The following is a 16,462-nucleotide window of genomic DNA, read 5'->3' as shown; positions in this document are numbered from 1 at the left end:
GTCTTTAGGAAGAGTGGACACAGCTACGCAATCTCACTCAACCTGACGCATTTTATTGTAAGAGATTGTACCGCGCTTGACTACTTTGCGTGCGCGGCAACGCGATCTAAGGCGGACTGTGTGAGCGAGCTTCCGATCCTTTCCGTCCTTCCCGATCTTCTTGGCGCGCTGCAGGCCAATACCGGCGCAGTGCTGATCGCCCCGCCCGGTGCGGGCAAGACAACGGCGCTGGCGCCTGCGCTGCTGGATCAGCCGTGGTGCAACGGCCAAGTCATCCTGCTGTCGCCCCGCCGCGTGGCGGCGCGCGCGGCGGCGGAGCGGATGGCCGAGCAACGCGGCGAAGCTGCCGGTGAGACGATCGGGTATGTCACCCGCCTCGACGTCAAGCGCTCTGCCCGCACCTGCGTGCTGGTGATGACCGAAGCGATCTTCGTATCGCAAATCCTGAACGATCCCGAACTGGATGGCGTCTCGGCGATCCTGTTCGACGAGGCGCACGAGCGGCATCTGGACAGCGATCTTGGACTGGCGCTGGCCATCGAAAGCCGCGCGGTGCTGCGCGAGGATCTGCGCATCGTGGTGATGTCCGCCACGATCGACGGCACGCGCTTTGCGGACCTGCTGGGTGCCCGGACGCCCGTGATCGAAAGCGCCGGCAAGGCCTGGCCGCTGGACATACGCTGGCTGGGCCATGCGGCGGACCGGCGGATCGAGGACGCGATGGTGTCCGCGCTGCTGACCGCATGGCGCGAGCAGGACGGCGACGTGCTGGCGTTTCTACCGGGCGTGCGCGAGATCGAGCGGGTGCAACAAAGCTTGGCGCAGAAATTGCCCGCAGCCCTGGTCTTGCCGCTGCACGGCCAGTGTGAACCTGCAGCCCAGCGCGCTGCGATCCGCCGCGATCCGCAGGGGCGGCGGCGGATCGTGCTGGCGACCGCGATCGCCGAAACCTCGCTGACGCTGGAAGGGGTGTCGGTGGTGGTGGATGCTGGCCTGGCACGCCGGGCGGAGTTCGACAAAGCGGCGGGCGTCAGCCGTCTCGTCACCCGCCGGGCCAGCCGCGCGTCAGCGGCGCAGCGGGCTGGGCGCGCTGCGCGGCAAGCGCCGGGTGTCGCCTATCGCTTATGGGAAGAGGCAGCCCACGCCGGTCGGCCGGAGTTCGACCCGCCGGAGATGCTTACCAGTGACCTGGCGCCGCTGTGCCTCACGCTGGCACAATGGGGCGCAGGCGATCCGCAAGCGATGGCCTGGCTCGATGCGCCGCCCACCCCGTCGCTGGACACCGCGGGCCAGAGCCTGGCGGCGCTGGGTGCGCTGGACAACGCCGGACGCATCACGGCGTTCGGGCGTAAGGTGGCCGCGTTGCCGATGGACCCGGCACAGGCGGCGATGATCCTGCGGGCCGCCGAACTGGGCGCCGCGCCGGTGGCGGCCCGGCTGGCGCTGTTGTTGCAGGAGCGGGCGCTAGGGGGCCGTCACGATGATCTGGCGCACCGGCTGGCACGCTGGGATGCTGACCGCTCGCCCCGCGCGCAGGCTTCGCGCACGCTGGCCGCCGGCTGGGCTCGCCGCGCGCAGGCCATGGTCGCGTGCACGCGTGATGAAGGGGACGTGCCGGTGGGTGTGCTGCTGGCGCTGGGCCGCCCCGATATGCTCGCCCGGCGGCGCGATGCGTCCGGTGAGCAGTGGCTGAGCGCCGGGGGCAGGGGCTACGTGCTGGACCCCACATCGCCGCTTGCCTCGCGCGAATGGATGGTGATCGGCGATGCGCAGGGGCAGGCGCGCGGCGCACGGATCCTCGCCGGCGCCTCGCTCGAACCAGCGGAGGTCGAGGCTTGGCTGGCAAGCGGGGCGGAGCGGCGCACGGTGATGCGCTGGAACGAGGACGAGGCGCGCGTCGAGGCCCGGCTTGAGCGGCGGCTGGGTGCGATCACGCTGGCGTCCGGCCCCGATCCGTCGCCCGATCCTAAGGCGATCCGCGACTTCGTGATTGCCCGCATCCGCGCCAAAGGGCTGGAGATGGTGCCGCTGGGCAAAGCGGCGTACGCACTGCTGCGCCGCACACGCTATGCCGGGATCGCAGTGCTTTCGGAGGACGCGTTGCTGGCCGATCTGGAGGACTGGCTGGGCCCGCACCTGACCCGCCGCCTCGACGCGCTCGATGGCAGTGCAGTCTTGCAGGCTTTGCGAAACCGTTTGTCGTGGGACGATCAGCAGGCGCTGGACCGGCTGGCCCCGGCGGATTTCCGCAGTCCTGCCGGCACCACGCACCCGATTGATTACGAGGATGAGGGCGGACCTTCGGTGGAGGTGCGCGTGCAGGCGCTGTTCGGGCTCGACGTGCACCCAACGTTCGGCCAGCCGCCCCAGCCACTTCTGCTCAAGCTGACATCGCCGCCGGGCCGCCCGATCCAGACGACGCGCGACCTGCCTGGTTTCTGGCGCGGGTCCTGGCGCGATGTGCAGCGCGACATGAAAGGGCGCTATCCGCGCCATCGCTGGCCCGATACGCCGTGGACCGAAGATCCCAGCCTGAAGACCCGCAACGCCTTCGAGGCGACGCGCGGCAAGTGAGCACGCGCTGCATTGCCGCTTGATTTTTGGATGGATTCGGGGGCAAAGCGCTGGGCCATGAGCGCACGCATCTATCAACGCCCGAAGAATGCCATGCAGTCCGGCAAGGCGCTGTCCGACCAGTGGGTCCTGGAGTTCGCGCCGGCTGAGGCTAAGACCCCAGATCCGCTGATGGGCTGGGCCGGTTCGGGCGATACGCAGACGCAGGTCGTCCTGCGCTTTCCCACGGTGCACGATGCGAAGGCCTATGCGCAGCGCAACGGCATCGAAGCCGAAGTGCACGCCACGCCGCCGCGCCGTCTCAAGATCCAGTCCTACGCTGACAACTTCCGGTAAGGTGAAAGCGGCCTGATCCGGCATGCCGGGTTTTGCGGTTCTCACGGGCTTGCATTCCGTTTCATGTCCCGCCATATGCCGCGCCGGGAGTCGGACGGGCGCTTGCGTCCGCCAACTTGGTCAGGTCCGGAAGGAAGCAGCCACAACGGATAGCGGCGGGTCGTCCGGCTCCTTCATCACACATCGGCGAAATACTGCGGCTTTCCCGTGCTGCCCGCGCGAAGGCTGTGGAGGAGCGCGCTTTTCCCCTGACATTGTGTGCCCAAGCCCCTAGTTTGCGCGCCGATGGACGATTCACGTGACATGTTCGGCGATACGCCACCCTGGGATCACGATGATCGGGACGATGACGCGCCTGACGCTGCCGAACTGGAAGCGGCTGGACAGCAATCGATGTTCGGCGATCCGGCCCCCGCGCCGGTAGCCGCACCCAAGCCCGAGCCCGCCCCCAAGCCCGAGCTTACCTCGCCCGAGCCAGCCGCGCCCCAGCCGGCCGTGTCGTCTCCTGCCGCACCTGTGGCGGCAAAACCGGCGAGCGCGCAACCCTACCGCGTGCTGGCGCGCAAGTATCGCCCGCAGACCTTCGCCGAACTGATCGGGCAGGAGGCGATGGTCCAGACGCTGGCTAATGCCATTCGGCGTGACCGGCTGGCCCATGCCTTCCTGATGACCGGCGTGCGCGGCGTGGGCAAGACGTCCACCGCGCGCCTGATCGCCAAGGCGCTCAACTGCATCGGTCCCGACGGGCAGGGCAGCCCCACCATCGATCCGTGCGGCGTGTGCGAGCCGTGCGTGGCCATCGCGGAGGGCCGGCACATCGACGTGATCGAGATGGACGCGGCCAGCCACACCGGCGTGGACGACGTGCGCGAGATCATCGAGGCGGTGCGCTATGCCGCCGTTTCGGCGCGCTACAAGATCTACATCATCGACGAAGTTCACATGCTGTCTCGCAATGCTTTCAATGCCTTGCTCAAGACACTTGAGGAACCACCTGCGCACGTGAAGTTCCTGTTCGCCACCACTGAGGTCGACAAGCTGCCGGTCACGGTCCTGTCGCGGTGCCAGCGTTTCGACCTGCGGCGCATTGCCGCCCCCATGCTCGCCAGCCACTTCGCCGCGATCTGCGAGAAGGAAGGCGTCGAGGCGGAGGGCGAGGCATTGGCGATGGTGGCTGCCGCCGCCGAAGGCTCGGTGCGTGACGGCCTGTCGATCCTCGACCAGGCGATCGCCCATGCCGATTTGGACGGGGCCGGGCAGGTCAGCGCCGAAAAGGTGCGCGACATGCTGGGGCTTTCGGACAAGAGCGTGCAGCGCACCCTCGTCGCCGCCATTCTCGAAGGCCGGGCGAGCGAGCTGCTGGAGATCGTGGCGCACCAGTTCGCGCTGGGGGTGGAGCCCATCGCTATGATGCGCGGGCTGATGGACCTGACGCACCGCATCGCCGTGGCGCAAGTAAGTGGCAATGCCGCCGACGCCTACTCCACCGAGGAGCGCGAGGCTATCGAGGGTTGGGCCAAGGCCTTGCGGGCAGGGCAGGTGCATCGCCTGTGGCAACTGCTGCTCAAGGGCCATGACGAGGTGAAATCCGCGCCGGACCCGTTGGTCGCCGCGCAGATGGCGCTGCTGCGGGTGCTGCACGCGGCGGACATGCCCGACCCCGGTGCGTTGGTCCGCAAGCTGGAAGACCTTGCGGCTCGCGCACCTTCGGGCATCTCAGCCTCGTCTGCAGACCGGGGCGCCAATGCTCCGCCAAGTCCCGTGGATACTCCGCAGGCCTCTGCCGCGCGTTGGGAAGCGCTGGTCGACGATGTGGAGTATGCCGGCAAGCAGCCCGTGGCAGCGAACATCATGCGCATGCAGGTGCGGGTGGTGGAACTGGGGGCGGCCCTGTTGCGCTACAATCAGCCGCCCGGTTTCAGCGAGGATATTGCCGGCGTAGTGCGCGCCGGACTGCAGGCTGCCACGGGCGAGCGCTGGCAGGTGGAGCGCGTGCAGGCTGATGGCGCGCCGACGCTGGTGGAGGTTGCCGAACGGCGCAAGGCTGCCGATGCACAGGCGCTGCGCACGGCACCGCTGGTGGAAGCGACATTGGCGGCTTTCCCGGCCGCCGAACTTATTCAGGACGAGCGCCCCGCCGCGATCGGCGGTGGCCAGCGCAATTGGAGACGTTGACATGCAATCGATGGAAGAGATGATCAAGGCCGCCCAGCAGGCCGCCGAAACCATCCAGAAGCAGATGACCGAGGCGCAGGGCAAGCTTGACCAGATGGAGGTCGAAGGGCTTTCCGGCGGCGGTCTGGTGAAGATCCGCTGTTCGGCCAAGGGCCGCGTGATCGGCGTCGCGATCGACGACAGCCTGATGCAGGCGAGCGAAAAGCCGATCCTGGAAGACCTGATCGCCGCGGCATATAACGACGCGCGCGTGAAGGCGGACTCGGTGGCGAACGCGGAACTGGCCAAGGCCCAGCAGGGCATGGGCTTGCCGCCCGGCTTCAAGCTGCCGTTTTGAAAGCATGGCGCCGGATAGCTGCGGGAATTGGCTGCAAACGGCTCTGATGGCGCTTCCCACAAGCTTTCGCGGGCAAAAGATTGCAAGGCGGCGGGAACACCCCATATCCTGCGTGATGGCCGGGGGAGGCCGCAGGCAGTTCCCCGTGCGCGATGAAATGGATACTGCCAAGTGAACCTGCTGCCTTTACTGCCGCTGCGTGATATCGTTGTTTTTCCCGGCATGGTCGTGCCGCTGTTCGTGGGCCGCGAAAAGTCGGTGGCCGCGCTCGAAGCAGCCATGGCCGGCGACAAGGACATTTTCCTGCTCGCCCAGCTGGACCCCGGCTGTGACGATCCTGATCGCGACGATCTGTACGATACCGGCGTGGTCGCCACCGTTCTGCAACTGCTCAAGCTGCCGGACGGTACGGTGCGCGTGCTGGTCGAAGGGCAGGACCGCGCCGTATTGACCACGCTGCGTTCGGAAAAGACGGAAGAAGGCGAAATGCTGGTTGCCGGCGTCGAGCCGGTCGAGGCGGTCGAAGCGGAAGGGACCGAAGTTGCAGCGATGATGCGCTCGGTCGTCGATCAGTTCAACGAATACGCCAAGCTCAATAAGAAGTTGAGCCAGGACGCCGGCGAGCAGATGAGCGACATCGAGGATGCCGCAAAGCTGGCGGACACGATCGCCGCGCAGCTGTCCGCCAAGGTGTCAGACAAGCAGGCAGTGCTGTCCGAAGCCGATCCGCTCAAGCGGCTGGAGATGGTGTTCTCCTTCATGGAAGGCGAACTCGGCGTACTGCAGGTGGAGCGCAAGATCCGTGGCCGCGTGAAGCGGCAGATGGAAAAGACGCAGCGCGAATATTACCTCAACGAACAGCTCAAGGCGATCCAGTCCGAGTTGGGCGGTGGCGATGGCGAAGAAGCGAATGAGCTTCAGGAACTGGCCGACCGCATCGAAAAGACCCGCCTGTCCAAGGAAGCGCGCGAAAAGGCGATCGGCGAGTTGAAAAAGCTCAAGTCGATGCAGCCGATGAGCGCGGAAGCCACGGTCATCCGCAATTACCTGGATGTGCTGCTGGGCCTGCCGTGGGGCAAGAAAAGCAAGCTCAAGCGCGATATTTCCGCCGCACAAGAGGTGCTCGACGCTGACCATTATGCGCTCGACAAGGTCAAGGACCGTATCATCGAGTACCTAGCCGTGCAGGCGCGCACCAACAAGCTCAAGGGCCCGATTCTGTGCCTCGTCGGCCCGCCCGGCGTGGGCAAGACGTCGCTGGGCAAGTCGATCGCCAAGGCCACCGGGCGCGAGTTCATCCGCCAGTCGCTGGGCGGCGTGCGCGACGAGGCCGAAATTCGTGGCCACCGCCGCACGTACATTGGCTCGCTGCCGGGCAAGATCGTTACCAACTTGCGCAAGGCCGGCAAGTCTAACCCGCTGTTCCTGCTCGACGAGATCGACAAGCTGGGCCAGGATTTCCGGGGCGATCCGGCGTCCGCCCTGCTTGAGGTGCTGGACCCGGAGCAGAACGCCAAGTTCCAGGATCATTACCTCGAACTCGACGTGGACTTGTCGGACGTGATGTTCGTGTGCACCGCCAACAGCCTGAACCTGCCGCAGCCGCTGCTGGACCGCATGGAAATCATCCGGCTGGAAGGTTACACCGAGGACGAGAAGGTCGAGATCGCCGAGCGGCACCTGGTGGCCAAGCAGGTTGCCGCGCACGGCCTCAAGCCGGGTGAGTTCACCTTGCTGCAGGAGGGCCTGCGCGACCTGATCCGCTATTACACCCGCGAAGCCGGCGTGCGCACGCTGGAGCGCGAAATCGCACGGCTGGCCCGCAAGTCCCTGCGCCAGATTCTGGAAGGCAAGGCGACCGCGGTCACGATCAGCGCGGAAAACCTTGCCGAATACGCCGGCGTACGCAAGTTCCGCCACGGTATCGGCGAGGAAGAGCATCAGGTCGGCGCAGTTACGGGCCTTGCCTGGACCGAAGTGGGCGGTGAACTGCTGACCATCGAGGCGGTGACAGTGCCGGGCAAGGGCCAGATCAAGGCTACCGGCAAGCTGGGCGATGTGATGAACGAATCCATCCAGACCGCCTTCAGCTTCGTGCGCGCCCGCTCGCCCGCCTATGGCATCAAGCCCAGCGTGTTCAACAAGAAGGACATCCACGTCCACATGCCCGAAGGCGCGGTGCCCAAGGATGGCCCTTCGGCCGGTGTGGGCATGGTCACCTCGATCGTATCGACGCTGACCGGGGCTGCGGTGCGCAAGGACATTGCCATGACCGGCGAAGTCACCTTGCGTGGGCGCGTCCTGCCGATCGGCGGCTTGAAGGAAAAGCTGCTGGCGGCGCTGCGTGGCGGCATCACCACGGTGCTGATCCCCGAGGAAAACCGCAAGGATCTGGCGGAAATTCCCGAAAACGTGAAGCAGGGGCTGGAAATCATCCCGGTCGCCCACGTGGACGAGGTGCTGGCCCGTGCGCTCACCGAGCCGTTGACGGCGATCGAGTGGACCGAGGCAGACGAGCTGGCCGCCGCGCCCCCGCCCCATACCGGGGCCAGCGGCGCCACTGCCCATTAAATAATCGGCGCAGCCACCGCGATCCGGACTTGGCGTCCGGCGCGGTGGCTTGCCGTGTGTGGCCGGAGCCTGTACCCGGCCCCAATCATCATACGCGCGCTCGCATCGGCGCTGCTGGAAGGACAAAGCCATGGGTTACCGGGTTGCCGTTGTCGGCGCGACGGGAAATGTCGGGCGCGAAATGCTCAACATTCTGGCGGAGCGGGAATTTCCGGCTGACGAAATCGCCGCCGTGGCATCCTCTCGCTCCACCGGGATAGGGGTGGAGTATGGCGATACCGGGCGCATGCTCAAGGTAAAGAACCTGGAGCATTTCGACTTTACCGGGTGGGATATCGCGCTGTTTGCAGCAGGTTCTGCCGCCACCAAGGTGCATGCTCCGCGCGCCGCATCGCAAGGGTGCGTGGTTATCGACAATTCGTCGCTCTACCGCATGGACCCGGACGTGCCGCTGGTGGTGCCCGAGGTGAACCCGGAGGCGATCGCCGGCTACACCGCGCGCAACATCATCGCCAATCCCAACTGCTCGACCGCGCAGATGGTCGTCGCGCTCAAGCCTTTGCATGATAAGGCGCGGATCAAGCGCGTCGTCGTGTCCACGTACCAGTCGGTATCGGGCGCGGGCAAGGACGGCATGGACGAACTGTTCGAGCAGAGCCGCGCCATTTTTGTCGGCGATTCGGTGGCGCCTACCAAGTTCACCAAGCAGATCGCTTTCAACGTGATCCCCCACATCGACGAGTTCCTTGACGACGGGTCCACCAAGGAAGAGTGGAAGATGGTGGTGGAGACCAAGAAGATTCTGGATCCCAAGATCAAGGTGCAGGCCACATGCGTGCGGGTGCCGGTGTTCGTGGGCCATTCGGAATCGCTGAACATCGAGTTCGAGAACGAGATCGGCGCGGAAGAAGCGCAGGATATCCTGCGCGAAGCACCGGGCATCATGCTCGTCGACAAGCGTGAGGACGGGGGTTACGTGACCCCGGTGGAAGCGGTGGGCGATGGCGCCACGTACATCAGCCGTGTGCGCGAGGATCCTACGGTCGAACACGGGCTGGCGCTGTGGTGTGTGTCCGACAACCTGCGCAAGGGTGCGGCGCTCAACGCCGTGCAGATCGCCGAACTGCTGGGCCGCCGGCACCTCAAGAAGGGCTGAGGCGCGCGGTGGACGACATCAGCACCCGGTTTATCGAGGGGTTCGGCGGTGCTAAGCTGGCGCTGCACAGCATGGGTGATGCTGGCGGGCGGCCACTGGTGCTGCTCCATGGATTGTTCTCCAGCGCGCAGGTGAACTGGATCAAGTTCGGCAACGCGCGCATTCTGGCCGATGCCGGGTTCGCGGTATTCATGCCGGACCTTCGCGCGCACGGGCAAAGCGATGCGCCCCACGATCCCGCCGCGTACCCCGCTGACGTGCTGGTGCGCGATCTCAAGGCGGTGATCGGCGCGCTGGGGCTGACCCGGTATGATCTTGGCGGGTTTTCGCTGGGTTCGCGCACCGCGGTTCGCGGGGTGCTGGCCGGCCTAGCGCCGGATCGCCTGGTGCTGGGCGGGTTGGGTTTGTCTGGCCTGTCCGGCTGGGCGAGGCGTAGCGCGCACTTCGTGGATGCGATCGACAGGTTCGGCACCATCGAGCGTGGTGATCCCGCGTTCGTGGCGCAGACATTCATGAAATCGATGAAGATCGACCGGGTGGCGGCGCGCCTGCTGCTCGGCTCGGTGGACGATACCGGTCCCGAAGCGCTGGAAAGCGTGACGATGCGCACCTTGTGCGTATGCGGCGCGGATGACAGCGACAACGGTTCGGCGCAGGAGCTTGCCGCGGCATTGCCCGACGCGGTCTACGTTGAGGTGCCGGGCACGCACATGTCGTCCGTCACCTTCAAGGACATGGGCCGGGCGATCGCCGCGTTTCTGGACGAGCCCGTTTAGCCTTCTGGTTCCCAGAGTTCGATCCTGGTGCCGTCCGGGTCCAGTATCCATGCGAACTTGCCGTATGGAGCGCCGTCATCACGCTTCAGGATCGGCACGCCCTTGGCCGTCAGCCACGCTATCACGGCTGTCTTCATAGCGCGCGCGCAGCGTTCAGCGAAACTGGATGGACGGCCCAAGCACGAACCCGAAGGCGAGCACCATGAGCGCGCCTGCCACGATCACCGCCATATTGCGCGGAATATCGATCGGTCTGGCTTCACCGACGGCTCCCGTCGCGTAGCCGATGGATATGAACCCCGCCAGACCGCCGAAGGACGACGCTGCGGCGGACATGATGGTGATGACGATGCCCACCGGATTGAACAGGCCCACCAGCACTGCCGCCGCGCCTGCGCTGGCATAATAGGCATGGGCGATCGCGCGGCGCGTGCGCCGGGTTTGCGGGCCGGTGCCGATCATCGCGTTCAACGCCCGGATCGCGGCACGCACCAGCAGGATGTAGCTGGCAGCACCGACGGCGATTTCGGCAACCTGGACGGGCCAGTGCAGGCCCAGACCGGACAATGCGCCGCCCTTGCCGATGCCCAGATCGCCATAGCCGGTCACACCCGAGAACAGGAAATAGCCGGCGGCCACGAACGCCTCGCTGACCCAGACCAGCCATAACACCACGCGCGCCGTATCCCTGCGTGCCCGCCGCCAGCAAGCGTATGCGATGGCGGACAACACTGCGTTCACGGTAACCCCCCCGCAGGCCACCACGATATTGCCCGGCTCCCGCAGGCTGTTGCACTGCACGTAGAACGCGCCGAGCGTGGCGACATGGCCACCTTGCAGCGCACAGGCAGCCGCATGACCACCGATTTCGTGCCACATGGTCAGCAGCGGCATCAGCAGCAGGCCCCACCCCGCCATCGTCCACACATCAACGCGCTGCATGCCGCCTCCCCCGTTTCGCCACCGATCGGCCGCGGCCGGACAGGCCGTCCACGCGGCTTTGCGGCGCACGGCCCGCCGACCGGTATCCACCCAAGTCGGCAATTTGTCCAATGCCGCGAGAACCTTGGCGCGCGGGCACCACTATCTGCCAAGGCCGGTTGATCTGCCGCGCAAGGTGCATAGGATCACGCCCCATACACAAGGTTCAGGAAGGTGCATGTCATGAAATTCGCTTCCACCGGGCTTGCAGCGCTTGCCGCCGGGCTATCGTTCTGCGCCGTGCCCGCTCTTGCGCAGGACGCTTATCCGCAGACGGCAAAGGGGGCCGCGCAGTTCGTGGCCGCGGCCGAAAAGGATCTTGCGGCGTTCTCGGTGGACAATAACCGGGTCAACTGGGTGAACTACACGTATCTGACCAAGGATACCGATGCGCTGGCGGCAAAATCCAACGGCGATCTCACGGAAAAGCAGGTGACGTATGCGGTGGAGGCCGCGCGGTTCGCCAAAGTGCCGGGGCTCGACCCTGACGTGGCGCGCAAGCTGGGTATCCTGCGCCAGAACATCACCTTGCCGGCACCCACCACGCCGGGCGCAGCCGCGCAGCTAAGCACGATCACCACGCGGCTGGCCTCCGCCTATGGCAAAGGCAAGGGCACGCTGGACGGCAAGCCCATCAATGGCTCGGACATCGAGGCGGAGATGGGCAACTTGTCCCACACCCCGGCCCAGTTCGCCGAGATGTGGACCAGCTGGCACGATAACGTCGGCAAGCCGATGAAGGGCGATTACGTGCAGATGGTCGGCATCGCCAACAAGGGTGCGAAAGAGCTTGGCTATGCCGACGTGGGCGCGATGTGGCGCTCGGGCTATGACATGACGCCGCAGCAGTTCGCCGCCGAAACCGAGCGTTTGTGGGAGGAGACCAAGCCGCTGTACATTGCCCTGCACACCTATGTGCGCCGCAAGCTGAACGAGAAGTACGGCAACGGCGTGCAGCCGCGCACCGGGCCGATCCGCGCCGACCTGCTGGGCAATATGTGGGCGCAGGAGTGGGGCAACATCTACCCGATCGCCGCGCCAGCCGGGGCGGGAGACCTGGGCTATGACATCGGCGATCTGCTCACCGCGCAGAAGAAGACGCCGATCGACATGGTGAAGACCGGCGAGGGGTTCTACTCCTCGCTCGGCTTCGATCCGCTGCCCGGCACCTTCTGGACGCGCTCGATGATCGTCAAGCCCGCCGACCGCGAAGTCATCTGCCACGCTTCGGCCTGGGATATCGATAACAAGGACGATATCCGCATCAAGATGTGCACCAAGGTGAACGCCGACGATTTCGTCACGATCCACCACGAACTGGGCCACAACTATTACCAGCGCGCCTACAAGAACCAGCCGTATCTGTATGAAAACGGCGCGAACGACGGTTTCCACGAAGCGATCGGCGATTTCATCGCGCTGTCGATCACGCCGCAGTACCTCGTCCAGATCGGGCTGCTGGACAAGGGCCGGGTGCCGAGCGCAGACAAGGACATCGGACTGCTGCTACGCCAGGCGATGGACAAAGTGGCGTTCCTGCCGTTTGGCCTGCTGATTGACCGCTATCGCTGGGGTATCTTCGACGGGTCGATCCAGCCTGCGGACTATAATAAGGCATGGAACGCGATGCGGCTGCAGTATCAGGGCATCACGCCGCCAACCCCGCGCAGCGACGATGGCTTCGATGCGGGGGCGAAGTACCACATTCCCGGCAACACGCCCTACACCCGGTATTTCCTGGCGCGCATCCTGCAGTTCCAGTTCTATCAGGCGGCGTGCAAGCAGGCGGGCTGGACCGGGCCACTGCACCGCTGCAGCTTTTACGGCAACAAGAAGGTGGGGGAAAACCTGAACCGGATGCTGGCGATGGGCCAGTCCAAGCCGTGGCCCGAAGCGCTCAAGACCTTTACCGGATCAAGCGAACTGAGCGCCAAGCCGATGCTGGCCTACTTCGCGCCGCTCAAGGCCTGGCTCGACCAGCAGAACAAGGGTGAGAAGGCGGGCTGGTAGCGCAAGGCGGGGCGGGGTGGGTAAAGGTGCGCCCCGCTGACCCGTCAAATGCGCGGGGTGGGTCGCGCCGGGGCGGGAACCCGATCCGCCGGCGCAGGGGCATTGGGCGCGGGCATGGTAGGCTCCTGGCCCGTCGGGTTGACGCCGGGTTCGGCTTTGATCGGCGGACTGATGGGGGCCACGCCGTTCTTGATCAAAGCCGCCGCCACCGCGTTGGCGGTCGATTGCATGCCCAGCTTGTTGAGGTGCCACTGCAGGCCCAGCCGCCCATCGTATCCTTGCGGCGCGCCGATCATCCAGGGCACTTTGTCGCACGGGGAATGATCGATGGACGCATGGGCCATGTCGACGACGAGCGACCCTGTCTCTTTTGCCACGCGGTTGGTGATGTCTACCAGACGGCGACCGATTTCACGCACGATGGCGGCGTTTGCCTCGCTGATGGGGGTGGCCGCACACAGCGCCCCTGCGCGGGGAAGGGGGCGGGGATACTGGACGAATACGATCCGCGCCTGCGGGGCCATGGAGCGGATTCGCCGGGCGATCTCTGTCATCTGCGCTTCGTCGCGCGCGTAATCGGGTTCTACAGGCACGCGGATCGGGCCACAGGCGCGGGCCTTGGCGCCGGGCGTGGCGATGACGCGGGCGTTGAATGCGCAATTCGCGGAGAACAGGTTGCCGACATAGGACAAGTCGTTGCCGCCGATGGTGATGGTGACCAGCCGCGTGTCCGCCGTTACGCTGCTGATCTGCGGCGGCACTTCGCCCCACGGACCCAGCACATGTTCCGTCGTCGCGCCTGAACACGTGCGGTCGATCAGTTCCATGCCCAGCCGTTCGGCCAGCAGGGTGGGATAATTGTTGAAGCTTTGCCCGCAGCGCGCCGGCCAGCTGGGCTTGGCGGGCGGAAGCATGGGGCCCGCGGCATAGGACGAGCCGATGGCGACATAGCGCATGCCCACCAGGCTTTCGGCAGACTGCTGCGGCTCGGCGGTCTGCGCCGGTTGTGCGTGGGCAAGCGGTGCAAAGACGCCTGCCAGCAGAGGTAGGGCGACGCGCAGGGCAATTCGGCGAAGATGCATCACTTGTGCCAGTCCAGACCGATTTCTTCGTAAATGTCGCGCGCCTCGGCCCAGTTTTCCTCGACCTTGACGTGGAGGAACAAGTGCACCGGATGGCCCAGCACCTCCGCCAGTTCCTTGCGCGCAGCCTCACCGATGGCCTTGATCTTCGCGCCGCGCTTGCCCAGCACGATGGCTTTCTGGCCATCGCGCGTCACCACGATCTGCTGGCGGATCTCCACCGAGCCGTCCTTGCGCGGGGTGTAGCTTTCGGGGCGCACGGCAGCGTCGTAGGGCAGCTCCTCGTGCAACTGGCGATACAGTTGTTCACGGGTGATTTCGCAGGCCAGCAGGCGCTCGCTGGCGTCGGACACCTGATCCTCGGGATAATGCCAGGGCCCTTCCGGCATCAGCCCGGCGAGCCACGTCTTGAGTTGTGGCACCCCGTCGCCGGTCAGGGCGGAGACGAAGAACACTTCGTCGAACGCCACTTCCCCGGTAAATTCCTGTGCCAGCGTCAGCAGCTTTTCCTTGGCGCTGGCATCCACCTTGTTCAGCACCAGCACCTTGCGTTCGGGGCGGTTCTTCAAGGTTTCGAACAGCGGCATCAGTTCATGCCGGCGCAGCTTTACCGCATCGACCACCAGCAAAATCGCATCCGCTTCCTGCGCGCCTTCCCAGGCAGCGGCGACCATCGCGCGGTCCAGCCGGCGGCGCGGCTCGAAGATGCCGGGGGTGTCGGCCAGGATCAACTGCGCCTCACCCTCGATGGCAATGCCCAGCAGCCGGGCGCGGGTGGTCTGCGCCTTGGCCGAGGTGATCGCCACCTTCTGGCCGACCAGCGCGTTGACCAGCGTGGATTTGCCCGCATTGGGCGCGCCGATGACGGCGACGAGACCGCAGTGTTGGGTCATCCGAATTTCCTCATGAATTCCTCGGCGGCGCCGGTTTCGGCATCCTGCTTCGAGTTGGCGGTGGCTGATGCCGTACCGACATTGTGAACGGATACTTCCACGGTAAAACGCGCGGCGTGATCGGGGCCGGAACGGTCCAGCAGCTTGTATTCGGGCATCCGGCGGCGATTGCCCGCGGTCCATTCCTGCAGCGCGGACTTGGGATGTTTGCGCTTCCCGGTCTTGCCATGCAGGGTATCGGCCCACAGGCCCAGCACCATGTCGCGCGCGGTATCGAAGCCGCGCTCGGTGAAGCAGGCGCCGATCATCGCTTCCATCACGTCACCCAGGATATTGTCGGAATCCTCGCCGCCATCGTCACGCGCCTGCTTGCCAAGCCGCATATGCGGGCCAAGGCCGATTTCGCGGGCGATCATTGCACACGTCGCGCGGCTGACCAGCGCGTTCAGCCGCTGCGACAGGCGGCCTTCCGCCTCGTCGCTGTTGCGATACAGCCATTCGGACACGGACAGCCCCAGCACCCGGTCACCCAGGAATTCCAGGCGCTCGTAATTGCGCTTATCGCCGGTGGAGCCGTGGGTGAGGGCCGCCTGCCACAGCGCCTCGTCGAGCGGCGCGTAGCCGGCGTGCTTGATCAGGAATTCGCGGGTTTCGCCATCAAGCACTCAGATCACGCTCCCGATACGGCTCCAGCGCGCGGCGGTGAACCAGGTCCAGGGCTTGAGCCACTGCGCCGAACCGTCGGTGGAGAACATCATGAGTTCGGCCTTGCCGATCAGGTTTTCCTGCGGGACCATGCCGATGCCGCCGCCCTCGATGGCGGGAAAACGGCTGTCCATCGAATTGTCGCGGTTGTCGCCCATCAGGAACAGGTCGCCCTCAGGCACCACGAACACGCCGGTGTCGTCCTGCGGCGTGGTGCCCATGTCCAGCACGGTGTAGCTCTTTCCGTTGGGCAGGGTCTCACGGAACTGCGGGTAGCGGCACACTGCCGCGCCGTTCACTTTGCTGTCAAAGCCTGGACCGCAGTCAGTATTGGGGCTGACGGGCACGATGAAATCGGGCACTTTCACTTTGGGCACCGGCTTGCCGTTAAGCCATACCTGCCCGCCGCGCATCTGCACCTGATCGCCGGGCAGGCCGATCACCCGCTTGATGTAATCGACATCGTTGCCCGGCGGCGCCTTGAAGATCACCACGTCGCCCCGGTCGGGCTGATGCGGGAAAATGCGGCCCGGAATCAGCGGCAGGCTGAACGGCAGCGAGTATTTCGAGTACCCGTAGGACCACTTGGTCGCAAACAGATAGTCGCCGGTCAGCAGCCGGGGCAGCATGGATTCGCTGGGGATGTTGAATGGCGATACGATGAAGCTGCGCAGCACCACCACACCCAGCACCAGCCACAGCAGGAACGAGAAGAAACTCTCGTCCTTCTTGGCCGGCTTTGCAGGCGCGGCCGGGGTTTTGCTGCCGGGTGTCGGGCTTTGGGCCTGGGGGCCGCCATCGATGTCGCTCATGCTCGAACCCTTGGCCCTGCGCGCGCGCGTTCGTCAAGCGCGATCCCGTTTCCC

General features: G+C 65.5%; 14 protein-coding genes and 1 other RNA gene. 9 read left to right on the top strand and 6 right to left on the bottom strand.

The window, feature by feature from the left end; translation table 11 throughout:
* The first annotated feature begins 120 nt into the window (after nucleotides 1-120).
* From hrpB to ASE49_RS07305, 8 genes are all read left to right on the top strand, one after another.
* A complete protein-coding gene (gene hrpB / locus ASE49_RS07335; protein ID WP_056769908.1) occupies nucleotides 121-2,574 on the top strand; it encodes an ATP-dependent helicase HrpB in 2,454 nt (817 codons plus the stop codon).
* A gap of 57 nt (nucleotides 2,575-2,631) precedes the next feature.
* Nucleotides 2,632-2,910, top strand: a complete 279-nt coding sequence (locus ASE49_RS07330; protein WP_056770928.1) for an ETC complex I subunit — start codon at nucleotides 2,632-2,634, stop codon at nucleotides 2,908-2,910.
* A gap of 83 nt (nucleotides 2,911-2,993) precedes the next feature.
* Nucleotides 2,994-3,088, top strand: an RNA gene (gene ffs / locus ASE49_RS17700) — signal recognition particle sRNA small type.
* A 107-nt stretch (nucleotides 3,089-3,195) separates the two neighbouring features.
* Nucleotides 3,196-5,085 (top strand): DNA polymerase III subunit gamma/tau, encoded by a 1,890-nt coding sequence (locus ASE49_RS07325; RefSeq protein ID WP_056769905.1) that lies wholly within the window; start codon nucleotides 3,196-3,198, stop codon nucleotides 5,083-5,085.
* 1 nt (nucleotide 5,086) lies between these two features.
* Entirely contained in the window at nucleotides 5,087-5,422 is a 336-nt protein-coding gene (locus ASE49_RS07320) for a YbaB/EbfC family nucleoid-associated protein (protein ID WP_056769902.1), read from the top strand.
* Between the two features lie 171 nt (nucleotides 5,423-5,593).
* Entirely contained in the window at nucleotides 5,594-7,993 is a 2,400-nt protein-coding gene (gene lon, locus ASE49_RS07315; RefSeq protein WP_056769899.1) for an endopeptidase La, read from the top strand.
* A gap of 130 nt (nucleotides 7,994-8,123) precedes the next feature.
* The gene (locus ASE49_RS07310) at nucleotides 8,124-9,149 is read left to right on the top strand and encodes an aspartate-semialdehyde dehydrogenase (protein WP_056769897.1); all 1,026 of its coding nucleotides are present in this window, start codon (nucleotides 8,124-8,126) and stop codon (nucleotides 9,147-9,149) included.
* Nucleotides 9,150-9,220: 71 nt separating this feature from the next.
* Nucleotides 9,221-9,925: an alpha/beta hydrolase gene (locus tag ASE49_RS07305; protein ID WP_156370235.1), complete on the top strand. Its 705-nt coding sequence runs from the start codon at nucleotides 9,221-9,223 to the stop codon at nucleotides 9,923-9,925.
* Here ASE49_RS07305 and ASE49_RS17695 read toward each other — a convergent pair.
* The gene (locus ASE49_RS17695) at nucleotides 9,922-10,062 is read right to left on the bottom strand and encodes a VOC family protein (protein WP_200921992.1); all 141 of its coding nucleotides are present in this window, start codon (nucleotides 10,060-10,062) and stop codon (nucleotides 9,922-9,924) included. The genes ASE49_RS07305 and ASE49_RS17695 overlap by 4 nt on opposite strands.
* A 16-nt stretch (nucleotides 10,063-10,078) precedes the next feature.
* Nucleotides 10,079-10,867 carry a hypothetical protein gene (locus ASE49_RS07300; protein WP_056769891.1) on the bottom strand — a complete coding sequence of 263 codons (789 nt, stop codon included), beginning with the start codon at nucleotides 10,865-10,867 and terminating at the stop codon, nucleotides 10,079-10,081.
* Nucleotides 10,868-11,089: 222 nt separating this feature from the next.
* On the opposite strand from ASE49_RS07300, the gene ASE49_RS07295 reads away from it, so the two are divergent.
* Entirely contained in the window at nucleotides 11,090-12,916 is a 1,827-nt protein-coding gene (locus tag ASE49_RS07295) for a M2 family metallopeptidase (protein WP_056769888.1), read from the top strand.
* Between the two features lie 44 nt (nucleotides 12,917-12,960).
* On the opposite strand, the gene ASE49_RS07290 is transcribed toward ASE49_RS07295, so the two are convergent.
* From ASE49_RS07290 to lepB, 4 genes are read right to left on the bottom strand one after another with little or no spacing between them, the layout of a single operon-like run.
* On the bottom strand, nucleotides 12,961-13,998 hold the full coding sequence (locus tag ASE49_RS07290; protein ID WP_082456352.1) for an SGNH/GDSL hydrolase family protein: 1,038 nt from the start codon (nucleotides 13,996-13,998) through the stop codon (nucleotides 12,961-12,963).
* Nucleotides 13,998-14,891, bottom strand: coding sequence for a GTPase Era (gene era, locus ASE49_RS07285; protein WP_056769884.1), 894 nt, complete (start codon nucleotides 14,889-14,891; stop codon nucleotides 13,998-14,000). Before era ends, ASE49_RS07290 begins: the two co-directional genes overlap by 1 nt.
* Complete coding sequence (gene rnc / locus ASE49_RS07280) at nucleotides 14,888-15,556, bottom strand: ribonuclease III (RefSeq protein WP_056769881.1); 669 nt, start codon at nucleotides 15,554-15,556, stop codon at nucleotides 14,888-14,890. Before rnc ends, era begins: the two co-directional genes overlap by 4 nt.
* Nucleotides 15,557-16,408 carry a signal peptidase I gene (gene lepB, locus ASE49_RS07275; RefSeq protein WP_056769879.1) on the bottom strand — a complete coding sequence of 284 codons (852 nt, stop codon included), beginning with the start codon at nucleotides 16,406-16,408 and terminating at the stop codon, nucleotides 15,557-15,559.
* Nucleotides 16,409-16,462 lie beyond the last annotated feature (54 nt).

This window comes from Novosphingobium sp. Leaf2, from assembly GCF_001421325.1.
Taxonomy (GTDB): domain Bacteria; phylum Pseudomonadota; class Alphaproteobacteria; order Sphingomonadales; family Sphingomonadaceae; genus Novosphingobium.
This window is presented reverse-complemented; position numbering and strand designations above follow the sequence as displayed.

Excerpts from the sequence above, each read along its gene's own strand:
- ASE49_RS07330 (WP_056770928.1), top strand. The coding sequence starts at position 2,632 with ATGAGCGCACGCATCTATCAACGCCCGAAGAATGCCATGCAGTCCGGC.
- ASE49_RS07325 (WP_056769905.1), top strand. The coding sequence starts at position 3,196 with ATGGACGATTCACGTGACATGTTCGGCGATACGCCACCCTGGGATCAC.
- ASE49_RS07320 (WP_056769902.1), top strand. The coding sequence starts at position 5,087 with ATGCAATCGATGGAAGAGATGATCAAGGCCGCCCAGCAGGCCGCCGAA.
- ASE49_RS07310 (WP_056769897.1), top strand. The coding sequence starts at position 8,124 with ATGGGTTACCGGGTTGCCGTTGTCGGCGCGACGGGAAATGTCGGGCGC.
- ASE49_RS07305 (WP_156370235.1), top strand. The coding sequence starts at position 9,221 with ATGGGTGATGCTGGCGGGCGGCCACTGGTGCTGCTCCATGGATTGTTC.
- ASE49_RS17695 (WP_200921992.1), bottom strand. The coding sequence starts at position 10,062 with ATGAAGACAGCCGTGATAGCGTGGCTGACGGCCAAGGGCGTGCCGATC.
- ASE49_RS07300 (WP_056769891.1), bottom strand. The coding sequence starts at position 10,867 with ATGCAGCGCGTTGATGTGTGGACGATGGCGGGGTGGGGCCTGCTGCTG.
- ASE49_RS07295 (WP_056769888.1), top strand. The coding sequence starts at position 11,090 with ATGAAATTCGCTTCCACCGGGCTTGCAGCGCTTGCCGCCGGGCTATCG.
- ASE49_RS07290 (WP_082456352.1), bottom strand. The coding sequence starts at position 13,998 with ATGCATCTTCGCCGAATTGCCCTGCGCGTCGCCCTACCTCTGCTGGCA.
- era (WP_056769884.1), bottom strand. The coding sequence starts at position 14,891 with ATGACCCAACACTGCGGTCTCGTCGCCGTCATCGGCGCGCCCAATGCG.
- lepB (WP_056769879.1), bottom strand. The coding sequence starts at position 16,408 with ATGAGCGACATCGATGGCGGCCCCCAGGCCCAAAGCCCGACACCCGGC.